Raw genomic sequence first — 17,379 nt, 5'->3', positions numbered from 1 at the left:
GACGATCGGCATAGCGATCACATAGAAAATTCGGGTATTCAAGAAAGGATTATTATGAAAAAGACATCTTTATTTACGATTTTGGCATTGCTACTTACCTTTGTACTGGCAGGATGTTCCGGCGGCGGCGACACGCCCGCGGCCAATGACGACGCCCCGGCAGAAGCCACGCAGGAAGAAATGGATGCGGCGGTAGAAAAAATCAAGGAAAAAGGCGAGTTGGTCCTCGCCACCAGCGCCGACTATCCTCCCTACGAATGGCATTTGTTGAAAGACGGCAAGGATGAAATCGTCGGATTCGACATCGAAATCGCCAAGGCGCTCGCCGATTCCATGGGCGTAAAGCTCACCGTCAAGGACTTAGACTTTGAAGGCATCATTCCCAGTATTTCCACCGGGCAGGCGGACATCGGAATTGCCGGTCTTTCCGCGACGCCGGAGCGTAGAAATGCCGTCAGCTTTACCATTCCCTACTACGAAAACAATCAGGTCATCCTCGTCAAAAAAGACGTCGCCGATCAATACAACGGCATGGAAGATTTTGCCGGAAAGAAAGTCGGCGCCCAAACCGGCTCCGTGCAAGAGACCACCATCAAGGAAAACTTCCCCAAAGACGTGGAACTGCTCAGCCTCTCTCGCTTGAACAATCTCGTATTGGAAGTGAAAAACGGCACCGCAGACGGCCTGGTCATCTCCAGAAGCTCCGGCGCACAGTATGCACAGCAAAATCCCGAACTCGTCAGCAAAAAGATCGACATCCCCGACGAACCCGGCGTATGTATCGCCCTGAACAAAGACAACAAGGCGCTTACGGCATATTTTAACCAAGAGTTGAAAAAACTGATCGACGACGGACAGATCGAAAAATGGATCGTGGAATACGAACAACTCGCCTCCGAATCCGCCGGAGCGGAAGGGGCAGAAGCCGAAGGGGCAGGGGAAGAGGCGCCCGCGGCGGAATAAGTAAAAAAACTGTTTCCTCGGGAAACAGTTTTTTCGATCGCGGAAGATCGCGAAGGAGGATTTATGAATGTATTGCAGTCGTGGTTCGCTTTCCTCGGAAAGTGGGGACCGACGTATTTGAGCGGGATGCTCGTCACGCTGAAGATTTCGTTTTTTGGGGTACTGATCGGCTTCGTACTGGGACTCTTGATCGCCTTAATGCGCCGGTCGCGCATCAAACCCCTCGAATGGCTCGCCAAGGCCTATGTGGAAGTTTTTCGCGGCACGCCGCTATTGGTACAGGTGTTGATCGCCTATTACGGCTTTGCGGCCATCATTCCCGAAACCTACGGGTCGCTGAAAAATCCCTTTGTGCTGTCGATGTTCGCCATCTGCATGAACTCCTCGGCCTATGTATCGGAGATTATTCGAGGCGGCATCAACGCCGTCGACCGCGGCCAAGGCGAAGCGGCAGCGTCTCTCGGCATGACGAAGAAACAGACCATGCGGCATATTATTCTGCCCCAGGCGGTAAAGACCGTACTTCCGGCACTGGGCAACGAATTCGTCACCCTGATCAAGGAATCTGCCATTGTCGCCTTTGTCGGCATCGAAGACATTATGTTCGAAGCGAAGGTGGTAGCGGGGGCGACCTATTTGCCCTTTATGCCCTATATCACCGCCGCGCTGATCTATTTCGTATTGGTATTCAGCTTGTCTAAGCTCTTGGGCATCGCAGAAAGGAGGATGGCGAACAGTGATTCACGTGCATAATTTGAAGAAAAGTTTCGGCGACCACGAGGTCTTAAAGGGGATCGATGCAGAGATCCAAGAGGGCGAAGTGGTCGTCGTGATCGGACCTTCGGGTTCCGGGAAGTCTACCTTTTTGCGCTGTCTGAATCGATTGGAAGAAGCAACCTCCGGCGAGGTGCGCTTCGAAGGTGTGGACATCAACAAACCCGAGACCTCTATCGAAAAAATTCGCGAGGAAATGGGCATGGTGTTTCAGTCCTTTAATCTCTTTCCCCACAAGACGGTGCTCGAAAATATCACCCTGGCGCCGATTCTCGTGAAGGGATTGGAAAAAGGGGAGGCCGAGGCGAAGGCGCTTCGGCTCCTCGAGCGCGTCGGGCTGAAAGAGAAGAAGGACAGCTATCCTTCGCAGCTGTCGGGCGGGCAAAAGCAGCGGATCGCCATCGTACGCGCCCTCGCCATGGAGCCCAAGGTCATGCTCTTCGACGAGCCCACCTCGGCACTGGACCCCGAGATGGTCGGGGAGGTGCTCGACGTCATGCAGTCTTTGGCGGCCGAGGGGATGACCATGGTGGTCGTCACCCACGAAATGGGCTTTGCCCGTCGCGTGGGGGACCGCATCCTCTTTATGGACGACGGCCTATTGGTGGAAGAGGGTCCCCCCGAATCGGTCTTCGGGAATCCCAAGGAAGCGCGAACCCGTGCGTTTTTAGAAAAAGTTCTGTAAATTAAAAAAGGTCGAAGAGATTTTACTCTTCGACCTTTTTTGCGTCGTAAGCTTCTAAAAACTTTTCGCCCACGAGATAGATGTCGCCGGCGCCCATGGTGAGTACCACATCGCCGGGTTTGGCGCGTTCCAAGAGATACGCGAGGATCTCGTCGTGCTCGCCGATATAGACGGCGTGGTCGTTATTGGCGCGAATCGCCTCGACCAAAGTCTTGGAATGAATGTCGCCGTAATCTTTTTCCCGCGCGGCATAGATGTCGGCGATAATCGTAATATCCGCCGGAGTAAAGCTCTTGGAGAAATTGTCCAACAAGAGTTTTGTCCGCGTATAGGTGTGGGGTTGGAAGACGCAGAGCAGGCGGTTTTTCACCGTCGGGCGGATCGCCTGCAGGGTAGAGGCGATCTCGGTCGGGTGGTGGGCGTAATCGTCGATCACGCGCACGCCGTTTGTCTCGCCCTTATATTCCAGCCTTCTGCCCACGCCGTGGTAGCGGGCGACGCCCTTCGCCGCACGGCGAAGATCGATGCCGTTTTCCGCGCAGGCGGCGATGGCGGCGAGGGAATTGGTGATATTGTGCAGTCCCATCACTTGGAGCGCAATGCGATCGATCCGCTCTCCGCCGACGTATAGATCGTAGGAAGCCAGGCCGTCTTTGTCGATCTCGACGTTCTTCGCCCGGTAGTCGGCATCCCGATCGATGGAGACCGAGACCACCCGCGCCTTCGTAGCATGGCGCATGGAATCGGCGCGGGGATCGTCGCTGTTTACGATCAAAATATCCCCTTCGCCCAAGTTCTTTGCGTAGCCGCGGAAGGTGTCCATAATATGGTCGATATTGTCGAAGAAGTCCAAATGGTCTTCGTCGATGTTCAAGATGATCGCCGTAGAGGGGAAGTACTTTAACACATTGGCCCGGTATTCGCAGGCCTCGGTGAGGAAGAAGTCGCCCTCGCCGATGCGCACATTGCCGTGGAGTTCGCCGAGATTGCCGCCCACCATAATCGTGGGGGAGAAGGGCTCGTCCTTAATGGCGGTGGCGATCATCGACGTGGTGGTCGTCTTGCCGTGGGTGCCGGAGACGGCGACGGAAACGCCGAAGTTTCGCATCACAGCGCCCAAAAAAGAGGCGCGGTCCACCACATCGACCTTGCGGGCGATGGCGGCGCGAAACTCCGGATTGTCCATTTGAATGGCGTCGGTATAGACCACCAGATCCGCATTTTCGATCTGCTCGGGTCGGTGCCCTTCGTATACGGTGATCCCCAGCGCCTTTAAGTGTTCGGTAATGGCCGAAGGTTTTGTGTCGCTGCCGGAGATGCGATAGCCCTTGGAGAGCATCAGCGCGGCCAGGCCGGACATACTGATGCCGCCGATGCCGATAAAGTGTATATGATGGTAGCCGTTTGCTCCAAAGGTAAATTGAAACATAATTGCCTCGCTTCCTGTTCGGGGTAGATACCGGATCTCGGATTCGGTATTAGGTCCGCGAAAACAAAAAAATTGCGGACGTGTCCGCAATTTTCTTATTTTCCGGAATAGAATTCGACGATCAGTTGATCTTCGATTTCTACGGGAATGTCTTCACGAGCGGGAACGGAGCTTAAGGTTGCTCGGTTGTTCTCTTCTTTCGTGATATAAGGATACGCGTTCACATAGTTGGTTTCGAAGTTTTCCTTGAACAGATCCACTTTGCGACCTCTGTCGCTTAAGGATACGACATCGCCGACCTGTACGCGGTAAGAGGGGATGTTGACCTTCTTGCCGTTTACGAACATGTGACCGTGGGTGACCATTTGTCTCGCTTGACGAATGGAGCTTGCGAATCCCATACGATATGTCAAATTATCTAAGCGTACTTCTAAGAGCTTTACCAATGCGGGACCGGTCTCTTCTTCGGATTTTTGTGCTTCTTCGACCAAACGGACGAATTGCTTTTCCATGACGCCGTAGTAAGCTCTGAGTCTTTGTTTTTCCAAAAGCTGTTTACCGTATTCGGTGAGTTTCTTGTCCGAACGGGCGGTACCTCTGCCGGCACGGTTCATGGCTTTCGGGTGTCCACATACATTTAGACCTAATCTTCTCGATTCCTTGAATCTAGGTCCCATCATTTTTGCCAATATTCTTCACTCCTAAATTATATTTTTGCCGCGATAATTTAGAACCGACTGGTATTATACAGTAAGCGGGTTGTTTTGTAAAGGTAAAAACCCTGTTATATCGATTATTTTTCGCACCCGTTCTTGTGCTATACTTAAATAGAATTATAAAGGAGGAATCGATGGACTACCTGTTTCGAGATACAAACTACATAGACGTCGTGCGGGGTGCGGTAGAGACGCATAAGGACATCCGCCTTGCAGACGGAAAGATCGATGCCATCGCCGAAGGGGGCAGCCTTTCCGGCGGCGAGGTGATCGACGGCAGGGACCTGCTTTTGGTGCCGGGCTTTGTAAACGCCCATACGCATTTGGGCATGAGCTATTTCAGAAACTATGCCGACGATATGGACTTAAACACCTGGCTTACGACGGCGATTTGGCCTCTGGAAGCGCATTTGACGCGCGATGACATCTATTTGGCGTCGCTGCTTTCAATGGCAGAAGGGATTATGAGCGGCACGACGACCTTTTGCGATATGTACTACCATTTGGATATGGTGGGCGAAGCCGCAGCGAAGATCGGCATGCGCGGCCTTTTGACGCGGGGATTGACCGACATCGACGGCGGCGGGGACGAAAAACTCGAAGAAACCCGTATGCTGTATGTAAGCTATCACGGCCGCTGTGAGGGAAGACTCGAAGTCGCGCCGGCGCCCCACGCCATCTACACCTGTAGCGGTCTGTATATTCAGCAGGCCATCGCCTTGGCACAGGAAATGGACGGGATTTTACACACCCACGCTTCGGAGACCGTAAAGGAAGTGGAGGATTCGCTGGCATCTTACGGCAAGACCCCCATCGCCTATATGCACGATTTGGGATTGGGCGATGTGCACACCATCGCCGCTCACTGCGTGCATATGACCGAGGCGGAAATGGATCTCGTGAATCCGAAGAAATTTTTCCCCGTCTACAATCCCACCAGCAATTTGAAGCTCGCCAGCGGCTTTACGCCTGTACAGCAGCTGCTCGAAAAGGGCTTTACCGTGGCGCTGGGTACCGACGGCAGCAGTTCCAATAACAACCAGAATATGATGGAAGAGATCCATCTTGCGGCCATCGTGAACAAAGCCGTAGAAAAAAATCCCGAGGCCGTAAGCGCCGCCGACGTGCTTCGCATGGCGACCATCAACGGGGCAAAGGCCCTCGGCAGGGAATCGGAGATCGGCTCTATCGAGACGGGCAAGCGCGCCGATATCAGCTGTTTCGATCTGAATTCGGTGAACTTTACGCCGAAAAACAATCTGATCAGCGCGCTTTGCTATTCCGCCCAGAGTGCCGATATCCGCCACGTCTTGATCGACGGCAATTTCGTTATGAAGGACCGGGTGCTCACCCGGATCGACATCGAAGAAGTACGAGAATCGGTGGCAAATAAGTTCGAGGCACTCCTCGCGCGCAAGGAACTGGACGAAGAGATGCGCGCCGCCATGGAAGAACGCGAATCATAAAGATAGGAAGGAATCGCTTATGGACAGAAAAATCGTATACTCCGGCATTCAACCCTCCGGCGCCCTGACGATCGGAAACTATCTCGGCGCCCTTCGAAACTTTCCGGCGCTGCAGGAAGCCTATCAGTGTATCTACTGCGTGGTGGATATGCACGCCATTACCGTGGCCCAGCATCCGGCGCAGCTCAGAAAGCGGACTTTGGATCTGATCGCCCTCTATATGGCTTGCGGCGTCGACCCCGAAAACGCCATTCTCTACGTACAATCCCACGTGCCGGAACACGTAGAGTTGGCGTGGGTATTGAATACCATCACCTCTGTGGGGCAGCTGAATCGCATGACCCAATTTAAGGACAAGTCGCAAAAACAAAAAGAGATCTATGCGGGACTCTTAAACTACCCCGTCCTGATGGCGGCGGACATCCTCTTGTACCAAACCGAACTTGTGCCGGTGGGCGAAGACCAAAGACAACATATCGAGCTTACGCGCGACATCGCCGAGCGCTTTAACACGCGCTATTCGCCGACATTCAAGATTCCCGAGATTATGGCGCCCAAAGTGGGCGCGCGGATTATGAGTCTGCAAAATCCCAAGGCGAAGATGAGCAAATCCGATGCCGACGAGAACGCGTATATTTTGATCCTGGACGAACCCGATGCGATACGCAGAAAGATCAAGCGGGCGGTGACGGATTCCGAAGGCAAGGTCGTATACAGCGATTCGCAACCCGGCGTCAAAAACCTCTTGGATATTTACGCCTCTTTTCGGGGGATCAGCCCCGAGGCGGCGGAGCGCGAATTCGCATCGAGCGGCTACGGTGCGCTAAAAGAAGGCGTCGCCGAAGCGGTGGTCGAAGGGCTCGAACCGGTGCAAACGCGCTATAAGGAAATCCGCGAGGACAAGGCGCTGCTCGAATCCGTCTGCAAAGAGGGGGCACAGCGCGCCTCGTATCTTGCACAAAAGACGCTCCGAAAGGTATACCGCAAGGTCGGATTTGTGCAGAAGTAGGGGTTTTTCCTTGACGACGGCACGGGAGTTTTTTATAATCGAAGCAAACCCATAGTTGATGTGACGGGAGGAGTAGATCTGGAGCCGATTCAGAGAAGCCGCGTTCGGTGCGAGCGGCCAGAGGAAAGGATCGAAGGTCGCCCGTCGAATTTTTCGCGAGAGCGAAACGGTCCTCGCCGTTATCGAGAAGAGTGCCGTAGCGATACGGAACAAAGGTGGTACCGCGAGATCTCGTCCTTTTTAGGGCGAGATCTTTTTTTGAGTAGGAGGAAGAGATGAAGAATATGCAAAAGGTTTACAATCCGAAGGACTTCGAGGAGAGGATCTATCGGGATTGGATGGAGGCGGGAGATTTCACGCCGGATCGGGACGCCGATCGGGCGGCGGGCAAACAGCCCTTTACCATCGTCATGCCGCCGCCGAATGTAACGGGCAATCTCCATATGGGACACGCCATGAACAACACCTTACAGGATATCCTGACCCGTTTTAAGCGCTTACAAGGCTATAGCGCGTTGTGGATTCCGGGGACCGACCACGCGTCGATTTCCACCGAAGTCAAGGTCGTGGAAAAATTGCGCCAAGAAGGAAAGTCGAAGGAGAGCCTGGGCCGCGAGAAATTTCTCGACGCCGCCTGGGACTGGACCGAGGAATACGGCGGCAATATCAAAAATCAGCTCAAAAAACTCGGCGTATCCTGTGACTGGTCCAGAGATCGATTCACCCTCGACGAAAATCTTTCGGAGGCGGTGCAGGAAGTCTTTATCCGCTTGTACGAAAAGGGGCTGATTTACCGGGGCAATCGCATCATCAACTGGTGTCCCCACGACAAAACTGCCCTTTCCGATGCGGAAGTCGAACATGACGAGCAGGACGGCAAGATTTGGACCTTCCGCTATCCCATCGACGGGGAGGACGATTGTATCGAAATTTCCACCACCCGACCCGAGACCATTCCCGGGGACTTGGCGGTGGCGGTTAATCCCGACGACGAACGATACACCGAATATATCGGAAAACAGGTCGTGTTGCCGATTTTGGGCCGTAAAATTCCGATTATCGCCGATCCCTATGTCGAGACCGAATTCGGGACCGGTGCGGTAAAGATTACGCCTTCCCACGACCCCAACGACTTTCAGGTCGGGGAACGGCATGATTTGGGCCAACTTTTGATTATGGACGAGACCGCGCATTTGAACGCCAATGCGGGCAAATACGAAGGCATGGATCGCTATGAAGCGCGCAAGGCAATCGTCGCCGATTTCGACGAGGCGGGCTATTTGGTAAAAATCGAAGACCACCACAACGCCGTCGGCCATTGCGAGCGCTGTAAGACCGTCATCGAGCCCATGCTGTCGCTACAGTGGTTTGTCGCCATGGAATCTTTGGCAAAACCCGCCCTCGAAGCGTATCAAAAGGGCGAACTGCACTTTGTGCCCGAGCGCTTCGGAAAAATCTACACCCACTGGCTGGAAAATATCCGCGATTGGTGTATCTCCCGTCAACTGTGGTGGGGACACCGCATACCCGTCTATTACTGCGACGAATGCGGCGAAATCATTGTCTCCAAAGAGAAGCCGACCGCGTGCAAAAAATGTAATAACACCGCATTGCGCCAAGACGAAGACACCCTCGATACTTGGTTCTCCTCGGCACTTTGGCCCTTCTCTACCATGGGTTGGCCGCATCAGACCGAAGATCTCGAGTATTACTATCCCACCGACGTACTGGTAACGGGCTACGACATCATCTTTTTCTGGGTGATTCGTATGGTTTTTTCCGCCCTGGAGCTCACCGGCGAGCTGCCTTTTACCGACGTCTATCTTACCGGCCTCGTGCGCGACGAACAGGGAAGAAAGATGTCCAAGAGTCTCGGAAACGGCATCGATCCTTTGGAAGTCATCGACCAATACGGCGCCGATGCCCTGCGCTTTACCCTGGTGACGGGCACTTCTCCCGGAAACGACACCCGTTTTAGCGACAAGCGCGTGGAGAACAACCGCAACTTCTGCAATAAGCTCTGGAACGCATCCCGCTTTGTGTTGATGAATCTGCCCGAAGACTTCCAAAACGCTTCGATCGACAGCGCCAAGCTCCGCTCCGAGGACCGGTGGATTCTCACCCGCGGCGACAAGACCGTAAGCGATGTGGCGCGAAAGATCGAAAAATACGACATCGGCCTTGCCGCCGAGGCGATCCACGACTTCGTGTGGGATGAATACTGCGACTGGTATATCGAAATGGTAAAGCCGCGCCTTTACGGAGAGGACGTCCGCGATCGAGAAACGGTCTATGCCGTACTCCTCGATGTATTGGAAAAGATCCTCAAGATGCTCCATCCCTTTATGCCCTTTATCACCGAGGAAATCTATTCCTTCCTGCCCGGGGAAAAAGGGAAATTGGTCGCAAGCGACTGGCCGCAATCGGGCGTATACGCCTTCAAAGAGGATGTCGAAAAGATCTCCGCCCTTCGAGAAGCCATTCGCGGCATTCGAAACGCCAAGGCCGAAATGGACATTGAACCCCATCGAAAGAGCAAGCTCTTTGTCCTCTCTTCGGACGCCGACCGCCGGGCGCTCTACGACGAATCCCGGGGACATCTCGCCAACCTCGCGAACATCACCGACGTCTCGTTTGCCGAAAATCGCGACGAAGTGGAAGAAGACGTCATCTCTGTCGTCGTGGAAAAAGCGGAACTCTTCCTTCCCATGAAGGATTTGGTGGACTACGCCAAAGAGGCGGAGCGCCTGGAGCGGGAAGTGGAAAAGACGCAATCGGAAATCGAGCGGGCAGAGAAGAAACTCGCCAATGAAAACTTCGTCAACAAGGCGAAGGCGGAGGTGGTAGAAGCGGAACGGGAAAAGCTCGCCACCTATACCGAAAATCTCGCCAATCTGAACGAGCGCCTGCACTTTGTAAAGGAACGTTTATAATTTTATAGAAATATAAGCCCTTTCTGACGAATCCCTTGTGTAAGCGGCCGATATATCGGGTAAAAGACATGTGTAAATAAATGATTCAACACACTGTGCTGAGGGGAGGCTTAAATGAGAAAAGGTAAAAAGGCATTGGACATCGTCATTGCCCTTATACTTCTCGTCTTCGCCTATGTTTGCTTCTTTTCGATTTACGGCAATTTGATTGGAGCCGACGCGGTACAGCAGAATCTTCTTTCCTATTTAGGACGGGATTGGGGATTCTATGTACTGGCGATCCTCGCCGCGATCACCGGCGCCTATGCGCTGTTTCTCCTGCTCCGTGCACTGTTTACGGCGACCCGGGAGCATAGCGTGCGCATTCGCCAAAAGGACGGGGAGGTCTATTTGACCGAATCGTCCGTAGAATCCGTGGTCGAGGCATCTGTACGCAGATTTCATCAAGTGTCCGTGCCCCGAGTCGCGGTCAATATCCGCGGCGGAAGCAATCCTACGGTACGCTCGAAAATTGCGTGCAAGGTGAAAGGTCAACACGATCTGAAACTCCTGGCGAGACAAATCCAGGAACAGGTACGAGAAGATCTTGAACAGTATGTAGGTTTTTCCGTAGGGGATGTCGAAGTGACATTCGCGGATCCCGATGCGCCTTCGACGGAAACGGTCGCGGGGTGATACTATGAGACTGTATACACGAGATCCGAACAATCAATTCAGCTATCTGGGGGACTACGACATCGTGCCCTCCGGAAACGGACAGAATGCAAACCGGGGCGGACAGGCAGCAAAGCGCGGCCTGCTCGACAACGAACGAAATCGCTTTTACCTGAGAAGATACGGAAAGACGATTTGGGGAATGCTGATCGGCCTTATCATCGGAATCTTGTTTTTGGCGATCGGGTTTTTCCAAACCCTGCTCCTGGCGATTCTGATGGCGATCGGCTTTCTCATCGGCGGTTTCTTCGATAGAAATCCCGTCGTCATGCGATTTATCAACAATTTGGGTTAACAGAAAGGGTGTAAAGAATGGCTAACAACGAAAAAATGAACAATCAAGTCAACGACAATGCGGTAAAAAATGCCCCCAACGTCGGCGGTGAAGAAGCCAGAGATCAAGATTACAAGGACTCGTTGGTATTCAACGATGCCGTCGTAGAAAAGATCGTTGCCCTGGCAGCCCGTGAAATCAAAGGCGTGTTGGATCTGAAGGGCGGATTTATCTCCGGCATTCAAGAAAGCTTTAACTTTGGAGACGACGAAACCAAAGGCGTCGATGCGACCATTGACGACAAGGACGCCGTACTCGATGTAAAGATGATTCTCGAATTCGGCCAATCCGCGCCCCGCATCTTCGAAGAATTAAAGCAATACGCTACCAAGCAATTGGAATTGATGACCGGCCTGAATTTGGTCGAACTCAATGTCGAAGTGGTCGACGTGATGACCCGCAAAGACTTCGAAGAAAAGAAGAAGAACAATATCGGCAATCAAATCAACAACCAATTTGCAAACAATCCCCCGCAAAATGTAAGGACCGAATACCCCACCTACGCACCGAATACCCCGCGTTGGTAAGTGGAAGATAGGCAAGAAAAAGCGGACAGCTCAGCTGTCCGCTTTTTCGATGGCCGCAAGTACCGCCTCGATCAAAATTTCTTCCGATACACCCGCGCTTTGGGCATAAAATTCCGATTCCGGGAGCGTAAGGGCGATTTTTAGCGCGCCATCTTCCGTTTTGGATACCGTCACATAGCCGTTTTCTTCGCGCAGGTCGTAGGCAATGCGCGGTTTTTCGATCTGCGCCAAATCTTCTGCGTCCAGATCTTGAGAGAACATGGTGAGGATGCGTTCGCCTTCTTCGGTTAAATAGAGCAGGCCTTGGCTTTCTGCCAGTAGGCCGGATTCCGAAAGTTCCGCGATATATTGACAAAGGAAAAAATAATTGATTCTGCCTTCTCGCAAGATATCGGCGGTCAGTGCCGCTCTTTCCACCGGCGCCGGTCGCCGCATGATATAGGCCAAAATATATAATTTGTCGGACGCCAAGTTCCGTAGATTTTCACGATTCATTTCATCACCTTCTCTGATTATACCATTGATCGTGAACAAGCGTCTTTCCATCTGATATAATAGGTTCAATACAATGAAGGAGGATCCAATGGAAAAACGTGAACGGATACTATATGACAGAGAGACGATTACCGAGCGAATCCGGGAGTTGGCCGCGCAACTCGACGCACATTACGAAGGGCGAGAGATCCTCGTCGTCGGCTTGCTGCGGGGCGCGTTCGTATTTTGTGCGGATCTCGTGCGGGAGATGCAGAGCAAAGTCGAGGTCGATTTTATGTCCACATCCAGCTACGGAAACGACGAGGTGAGTTCGGGCGACGTTCAAATATTGGGCGGTTTACGGGCCGATGTGAAAGACCGCGACGTGTTGATCGTCGACGATATTATCGACACGGGAAGGACATTGATGACGGTGACCCGCGCCATCGAAACCATGGGACCGCGATCGGTAAAAAGCGTCGTCATGTTGGACAAACCCTCCCGTCGGGAAGTGGATTTTTCCGCCGATTGGACCGGATTTACCATCGACGATGTATTTATCGTAGGATATGGGCTGAATTATGGACCCTATTACAGAAACAAACCCTACATCTATACGTACGAAGAAGATTAAATATCTTCCCCTGCTGTATGTCCTCGTAGCCTGTGCCGTCGTTTTTCTCGCCACCGGGCCGGTGCTGGGCAGGCTCCACCCCCTCTGGGGCATTGTGGCGACGGAATGCATCGCCATCGCCGTTCCGGCCTTTGTTCTACGCACGCGCCTGCCCTTATATCGGCCGAAGAGAATCGGCTACGGCGAGGTCGCGGTTCTTACGCTCGCGGTCTTTCCGATCATACTTCTGATCAACGGCCTCTTTCTGGATTTTCTTTCGGAGTATGTGGTTTTGCAAAACCGAAACCTAGAGATCTTGCGGGAACAGGAGCCCTTATGGGTGCAGCTATTGACGCTGGCGGCTTTTCCCGCCGTGTTCGAGGAGTTGTTGTTTCGCGGCGTGGTATGCGAGGTGTTTTCCCGGCGAAACCCGCTGGGCGGGGTGGTATTTTCGGCGGCGCTATTTGCACTCTTTCACTTCAGTTTGCAAAACAGCCTGGCGCCCTTTCTCTTCGGCCTGGTGCTGGGTCATATCTATCTGCACGGTGGTCTGTTGCCCTCAATCCTATCTCACTTTGTCTACAATGTCGCGTCCGTGCTCTTGATCCGCCTCTTTAACGAAGAGTGGATCACCGCGTTTTCGGAGCTAACCCGTGCCGCACGCCTGGGCGGGGCGGAAAACGGCATTACCCTGATCCTGATTCTGTGTTGCGTTTTGAGCCTGATCCTGATTTTGCGCCGGTCGCGCCAGCGGCCCCCGAGCGGGGGCGAAAAGCTCCTTCGAAACAAAGAGCCGATTCCCGTCCTCTTGCTGACGATTCTGTATTTGATTGCGATCTTTTTATAGGAGGTTATGTATATGGACAATTTTGACAAAGCCAAAGCGCTCTTAGAGAACGCGAACTATGCGATCTGTCTGACCGGCGCCGGCATTTCGACCGAATCCGGCATTCCCGATTTTCGAAGCGACAGGGGGTACTACAATACGATGATTCCCGAGGAGGCTCTCTCTGTGGGCGTACTCGAATCCGATCCCGAGCGCTTCTATTCCGAAGGCTATCGGATCATTCAAGATCTCGAGGGCAAAAAGCCCAATCCCGCCCATATTGCTCTGGCACATTTGCAAAAAGCGGGGATTATTCACGAAATCGTCACCCAAAATATCGACGATCTGCACCAACAGGCAGGTGCCGAGAATGTATTGCAGGTGCACGGCGACGCGTCCAGCGCCCGCTGCACGGTCTGCGGGAGGGAGATGGATTTTGCCGCCTTCGACGAACTGGTACAACAAGGCGACATTCCGCCCAAATGCCCGAACTGCGGCCACACCATGCGGACCAATGTGGTGCTGTTTGGCGACGCCATGCCGCCCGCCTTCGATGCGGCGATGCAGGCGGCGGAACGCGCCGATGTGATGATCGTGGTGGGAAGTTCCCTGCAGGTGATGCCGGTGGCGTACTTGCCGCGCATGGCGGAGCATCTGATTTTGGTCAACAAGGGAACCACGCCCTACGACTATCAGGCGGATGTCGTGTTTAAGGGTGCGGCAAGCGATGTGCTTGTCGAATTGGAGCGTAGGATCCTTGGCTGATTACGAGGTATTCAGCCGCATCTACGACGAGGTCATGGACAATTACGACTATGACCTCGTATTTCGTTGGCTCGAGGACTTGCTCCGTCGCCACAAAGTCGAAGTGCGGACGATCTTGGAAATGGCAATGGGGACGGGAAAGCTCACTGAGCGCTTGACGGCCTTGGGGGAAGTGACGGGCTTCGACCGTTCTCCTGAAATGCTTTCGATCGCCTACGGCGCGCTCTACGGCGATCCCATGGTGACGATGCGTAGGGCGGATCTGCGGGACTTCGATCTTCGCCGTAACTTTGATTTGATTGTCTGTCTTTGCGACGGGTATAATTACCTTCCCACGAAAAAAGATCTCTCGAATTCCTTCGAACGCGTGTATGCCCATCTGCGTCCGGGCGGGCTCTTTGTATTCGACATGAACACAGCCTACCGTTTTTCGGAAGAATACGGCGCATACCGAGAAATTCGGGAAGGGGACGACTATTTTCTGACGTGGGAGAACGAATACGACGAAGTGCGGCGCGTAAATCGCTACGACGTAAATATCTTTTTCGAGACCCGAGACGGCCTATACGAACGCGCCCGGGAGGTGCACAAGGAGTACGCCTATACCCGCGAGGAGATCGAAAACCTGCTGCGAGAAAACGGCCTGCATCGTATGGAGACATTGGACGGTTATACCCATAAGCCCGCCACGGAGACGTCGGGGCGGGTATCGTATGTGGTGATAAAGGAGTAAGTATGAACGATATTTGTATTCGGGCCATCGAAGAGAGCGGCCTGTTCAAAGTGCACGTCGCCGTGGGCACCGAACTGGTGGAGACGGCGCGGATAACCCATCAGACCTCTGCGACGGCGACGGCGGCGCTGGGCCGCAGTTTGCTGGCGGGCGTTTTGTTGCGCAACAAACTCAAGGGCGAAGACGAATCGCTTACGCTGATCATTGACGGCGATGGGCCGGGTGGAAAGATCGTCGTCACCGGCAGAAATAACGGATATGTGAAGGGATATATCGACAATCCCTCGGCGGATCTTCCGACCCGCGCATCCGACGGCAAGCTCGACGTGCGCGGAATCGTAGGCACCGCGGGAACCCTTACGGTGACGATGGATTTGGGGCTGAGGGAAGCCTACACGGGAAAAGTCGCTCTGGTAAGCGGAGAGATCGGCGAAGATGTGGCGCAGTATTTGTACCAGTCCGAACAGATTCCCTCGGCGGTGGGCCTGGGCGTATCCGTCAACGAAGATTTGTCCGTGCGTGCGGCGGGCGGGTTTATCGTCGAAGTGCTGCCGGGCGCATCGGCATCGCAGATCCGAGAACTCGAGACCACGCTTAAAGACGTGCGTTCGGTGACGGAGTTTATCGAACAGGGGCTGGACGCCGAGGGCATTCTGCATGCGTTGCTCCCGAACTACAACTTGCGGGAATTGGAGCGCAAGGAAATCGCCTATGTATGTGAATGTTCCAGAGAAAAGGTGGCGGAATCTTTGGCCGCGCTCCCCGATTCGGACATCCGAGAAATGATCGAAGAGGACGACGGGGCCGAGGCGCGATGCCATTTCTGCAACCGCTCATACCACTTCGACGGGAAGGAACTGAAAACTTTTCTCTCGTAGATTATAAAATTCTTGACAGACATGTTATAGTTCTGTAAAATGGAAAAAGGTCGTTGACCTGCCCAGATAGCTCAGTCGGTAGAGCAGTGGACTGAAAATCCACGTGTCGCTGGTTCGATTCCGGCTCTGGGCACCATTTGCGGAAGTGGCTCAGTGGTAGAGCATCGCCTTGCCAAGGCGAGGGTCGCGAGTTCGAATCTCGTCTTCCGCTCCAGCAAAGCTCGGGTTTCCCGGGCTTTTTTTGTATCCCGTTTTTGCGCACAAAAAAATCGTCGTGGATTTCCACGACGATTTGGAGGCGACATCCAGATTTGAACTGGAGATAAGGGTGTTGCAGACCCGCGCCTTACCACTTGGCTATGCCGCCCCGCCTCTTGACTTTACAAGTATAACACAATCTTTACAGTAAAACAAGAGAATTTTCGAAATGGCAAAATGCCGTGCTGAATTCTCGGAAAAGGCGCATTGTATGGTATAATTAACCATTAGATAAATTGGTAAAAATAGGGGGTTATCATGAAAGAGTTGTTGCAAACATTGCGAGCGGATGCCCTAAAAGCCATCGAGGGCGCCGCATCCGAAGAGGAACTGGAAAAGATCCGGCTGCAGTACTTCGGCAAAAAGGGAGAGCTGACCCAAATTCTCAAGGGATTGGGCAAGCTCCCCAAAGACGAACGACCCGTCATCGGCGCATATGCCAACGAAGTTCGGGAATTCGTACAGGGCATCTGGGACGAAAAGGTCGAAACGCTGAAAAAGGCCGCCTACGAGACGCGCATGGAAGAGGAATATCTCGACGTGACCTTGGATGCGGGCGATCTTAGAATCGGCCATCGCCATCCGCTTCTTGCGACGAAAGAAGAGCTCGAAGACCTTTTTGTAGAGATGGGATTTACCGTGGTGGACGGACCGGAAATCGAAAGCGTGGCGAATAACTTCGACGCACTCAATTCGCCGAAAAACCACCCGTCCCGCGACAAGAGCGACACCTTTTATATCGACGACGATACCCTCCTCAGAACACATACATCGCCGATGCAGATTCGCGCCATGAAAAAATACGGCGCGCCCTTGCGCATCGTAAGTTCCGGACGCGTATTCCGTTTCGACGACGTGGACGACACCCATTCGCCCATGTTTCACCAGTTTGAAGGGCTGGTCGTCGACAAGGGCGTAAGCCTTGCGAATCTGATCGACACCTTAAATGTCTTCGTGCATGAAATGTTCGGCGACGATATGCAGATTCGCTATCGTCCGCACAACTTCCCGTTTACCGAGCCCTCTACCGAAGTCGACGTCACCTGCCACGCCTGCCACGGCGAGGGGTGCCCGGCTTGTAATTTTACGGGCTGGAGCATGGAACTGTTGGGCGCCGGCGTGGTGCATCCCAATGTACTCAAAAACTGCGGCATCGATCCGGATGTATACAGCGGATTTGCCTTCGGCATGGGGGTCGATCGGATCGCCATGGTGAAATACGGCATCACCGATATCCGGCTGATGTTTGAAAACGACGCCCGTTTCTTGACGCAATTCTAGG

At 53.4% G+C, this 17,379-nt stretch carries 18 protein-coding genes, 3 tRNA genes and 1 other annotated feature; of the genes, 17 read left to right on the top strand and 4 right to left on the bottom strand.

Annotation, left to right across the window (positions count from 1 at the left end):
• Positions 1-54 precede the first annotated feature (54 nt).
• The 3 genes from QO008_RS02770 to QO008_RS02760 all read left to right on the top strand — a co-directional run bounded on the left by QO008_RS02770 (position 55) and on the right by QO008_RS02760 (position 2,422).
• Positions 55-963 carry a transporter substrate-binding domain-containing protein gene (locus tag QO008_RS02770; RefSeq protein ID WP_307384150.1) on the top strand — a complete coding sequence of 303 codons (909 nt, stop codon included), beginning with the start codon at positions 55-57 and terminating at the stop codon, positions 961-963.
• A 63-nt stretch (positions 964-1,026) separates the two neighbouring features.
• Entirely contained in the window at positions 1,027-1,716 is a 690-nt protein-coding gene (locus QO008_RS02765; protein WP_126465588.1) for an amino acid ABC transporter permease, read from the top strand.
• Positions 1,700-2,422: an amino acid ABC transporter ATP-binding protein gene (locus QO008_RS02760; protein ID WP_307384145.1), complete on the top strand. Its 723-nt coding sequence runs from the start codon at positions 1,700-1,702 to the stop codon at positions 2,420-2,422. The genes QO008_RS02765 and QO008_RS02760 overlap by 17 nt, the downstream gene beginning before the upstream one ends.
• Before the next feature lie 22 nt (positions 2,423-2,444).
• Here the strand turns inward: QO008_RS02760 and murC are convergent, their stop codons facing one another.
• Complete coding sequence (gene murC, locus QO008_RS02755; RefSeq protein WP_126465586.1) at positions 2,445-3,851, bottom strand: UDP-N-acetylmuramate--L-alanine ligase; 1,407 nt, start codon at positions 3,849-3,851, stop codon at positions 2,445-2,447.
• Positions 3,852-3,946: 95 nt separating this feature from the next.
• Positions 3,947-4,540, bottom strand: coding sequence for a 30S ribosomal protein S4 (gene rpsD / locus QO008_RS02750; protein WP_126465585.1), 594 nt, complete (start codon positions 4,538-4,540; stop codon positions 3,947-3,949).
• 161 nt (positions 4,541-4,701) lie between these two features.
• On the opposite strand from rpsD, the gene QO008_RS02745 reads away from it, so the two are divergent.
• The 6 genes from QO008_RS02745 to QO008_RS02720 all read left to right on the top strand — a co-directional run bounded on the left by QO008_RS02745 (position 4,702) and on the right by QO008_RS02720 (position 11,550).
• On the top strand, positions 4,702-6,033 hold the full coding sequence (locus QO008_RS02745) for an amidohydrolase (protein WP_307384142.1): 1,332 nt from the start codon (positions 4,702-4,704) through the stop codon (positions 6,031-6,033).
• A gap of 19 nt (positions 6,034-6,052) precedes the next feature.
• The gene (gene trpS / locus QO008_RS02740) at positions 6,053-7,042 is read left to right on the top strand and encodes a tryptophan--tRNA ligase (RefSeq protein ID WP_126465583.1); all 990 of its coding nucleotides are present in this window, start codon (positions 6,053-6,055) and stop codon (positions 7,040-7,042) included.
• A gap of 49 nt (positions 7,043-7,091) precedes the next feature.
• Positions 7,092-7,284 (top strand) — a binding site (T-box leader).
• Between the two features lie 33 nt (positions 7,285-7,317).
• Positions 7,318-9,975, top strand: coding sequence for a valine--tRNA ligase (locus tag QO008_RS02735; protein ID WP_307384139.1), 2,658 nt, complete (start codon positions 7,318-7,320; stop codon positions 9,973-9,975).
• A 114-nt stretch (positions 9,976-10,089) separates the two neighbouring features.
• Positions 10,090-10,650, top strand: coding sequence for an alkaline shock response membrane anchor protein AmaP (gene amaP, locus QO008_RS02730; protein WP_126465581.1), 561 nt, complete (start codon positions 10,090-10,092; stop codon positions 10,648-10,650).
• Positions 10,651-10,654: 4 nt separating this feature from the next.
• Positions 10,655-10,984, top strand: a complete 330-nt coding sequence (locus tag QO008_RS02725) for a DUF2273 domain-containing protein (protein ID WP_126465580.1) — start codon at positions 10,655-10,657, stop codon at positions 10,982-10,984.
• A gap of 17 nt (positions 10,985-11,001) precedes the next feature.
• The gene (locus QO008_RS02720) at positions 11,002-11,550 is read left to right on the top strand and encodes an Asp23/Gls24 family envelope stress response protein (protein ID WP_126465579.1); all 549 of its coding nucleotides are present in this window, start codon (positions 11,002-11,004) and stop codon (positions 11,548-11,550) included.
• A gap of 30 nt (positions 11,551-11,580) precedes the next feature.
• Here the strand turns inward: QO008_RS02720 and QO008_RS02715 are convergent, their stop codons facing one another.
• Positions 11,581-12,045, bottom strand: a complete 465-nt coding sequence (locus QO008_RS02715) for a DUF4364 family protein (RefSeq protein ID WP_307384133.1) — start codon at positions 12,043-12,045, stop codon at positions 11,581-11,583.
• Between the two features lie 88 nt (positions 12,046-12,133).
• Here QO008_RS02715 and hpt point away from each other — a divergent pair, with 88 nt between their 5' ends.
• From hpt to QO008_RS02680, 7 genes are all read left to right on the top strand, one after another.
• Positions 12,134-12,658 carry a hypoxanthine phosphoribosyltransferase gene (hpt, locus tag QO008_RS02710; protein WP_126465577.1) on the top strand — a complete coding sequence of 175 codons (525 nt, stop codon included), beginning with the start codon at positions 12,134-12,136 and terminating at the stop codon, positions 12,656-12,658.
• Positions 12,606-13,484: a CPBP family intramembrane glutamic endopeptidase gene (locus QO008_RS02705; protein ID WP_307384130.1), complete on the top strand. Its 879-nt coding sequence runs from the start codon at positions 12,606-12,608 to the stop codon at positions 13,482-13,484. The genes hpt and QO008_RS02705 overlap by 53 nt, the downstream gene beginning before the upstream one ends.
• 12 nt (positions 13,485-13,496) lie before the next feature.
• On the top strand, positions 13,497-14,228 hold the full coding sequence (locus QO008_RS02700) for an SIR2 family NAD-dependent protein deacylase (RefSeq protein WP_126465575.1): 732 nt from the start codon (positions 13,497-13,499) through the stop codon (positions 14,226-14,228).
• Complete coding sequence (locus tag QO008_RS02695) at positions 14,221-14,961, top strand: class I SAM-dependent DNA methyltransferase (RefSeq protein WP_307384127.1); 741 nt, start codon at positions 14,221-14,223, stop codon at positions 14,959-14,961. Before QO008_RS02700 ends, QO008_RS02695 begins: the two co-directional genes overlap by 8 nt.
• 2 nt (positions 14,962-14,963) lie before the next feature.
• On the top strand, positions 14,964-15,839 hold the full coding sequence (gene hslO, locus QO008_RS02690) for an Hsp33 family molecular chaperone HslO (RefSeq protein ID WP_126465573.1): 876 nt from the start codon (positions 14,964-14,966) through the stop codon (positions 15,837-15,839).
• A gap of 60 nt (positions 15,840-15,899) precedes the next feature.
• A tRNA-Phe gene (locus QO008_RS02685) sits at positions 15,900-15,975 on the top strand.
• Between the two features lie 3 nt (positions 15,976-15,978).
• Positions 15,979-16,053, top strand: a tRNA-Gly gene (locus QO008_RS02680).
• A gap of 79 nt (positions 16,054-16,132) precedes the next feature.
• Here the strand turns inward: QO008_RS02680 and QO008_RS02675 are convergent.
• Positions 16,133-16,206: transfer RNA gene (locus QO008_RS02675), tRNA-Cys, on the bottom strand.
• A 149-nt stretch (positions 16,207-16,355) separates the two neighbouring features.
• Between QO008_RS02675 and pheS the strand changes: the two genes are divergently transcribed.
• A complete protein-coding gene (gene pheS / locus QO008_RS02670; protein WP_126465572.1) occupies positions 16,356-17,378 on the top strand; it encodes a phenylalanine--tRNA ligase subunit alpha in 1,023 nt (340 codons plus the stop codon).
• Position 17,379 lies beyond the last annotated feature (1 nt).

Source organism: Aedoeadaptatus ivorii (genome assembly GCF_030815095.1).
GTDB classification, from domain to species: Bacteria; Bacillota; Clostridia; order Tissierellales; family Peptoniphilaceae; genus Aedoeadaptatus; species Aedoeadaptatus ivorii.
Note: the sequence above shows the minus strand (reverse complement) of the source record. Positions and strands in the feature narration are given on the sequence as shown.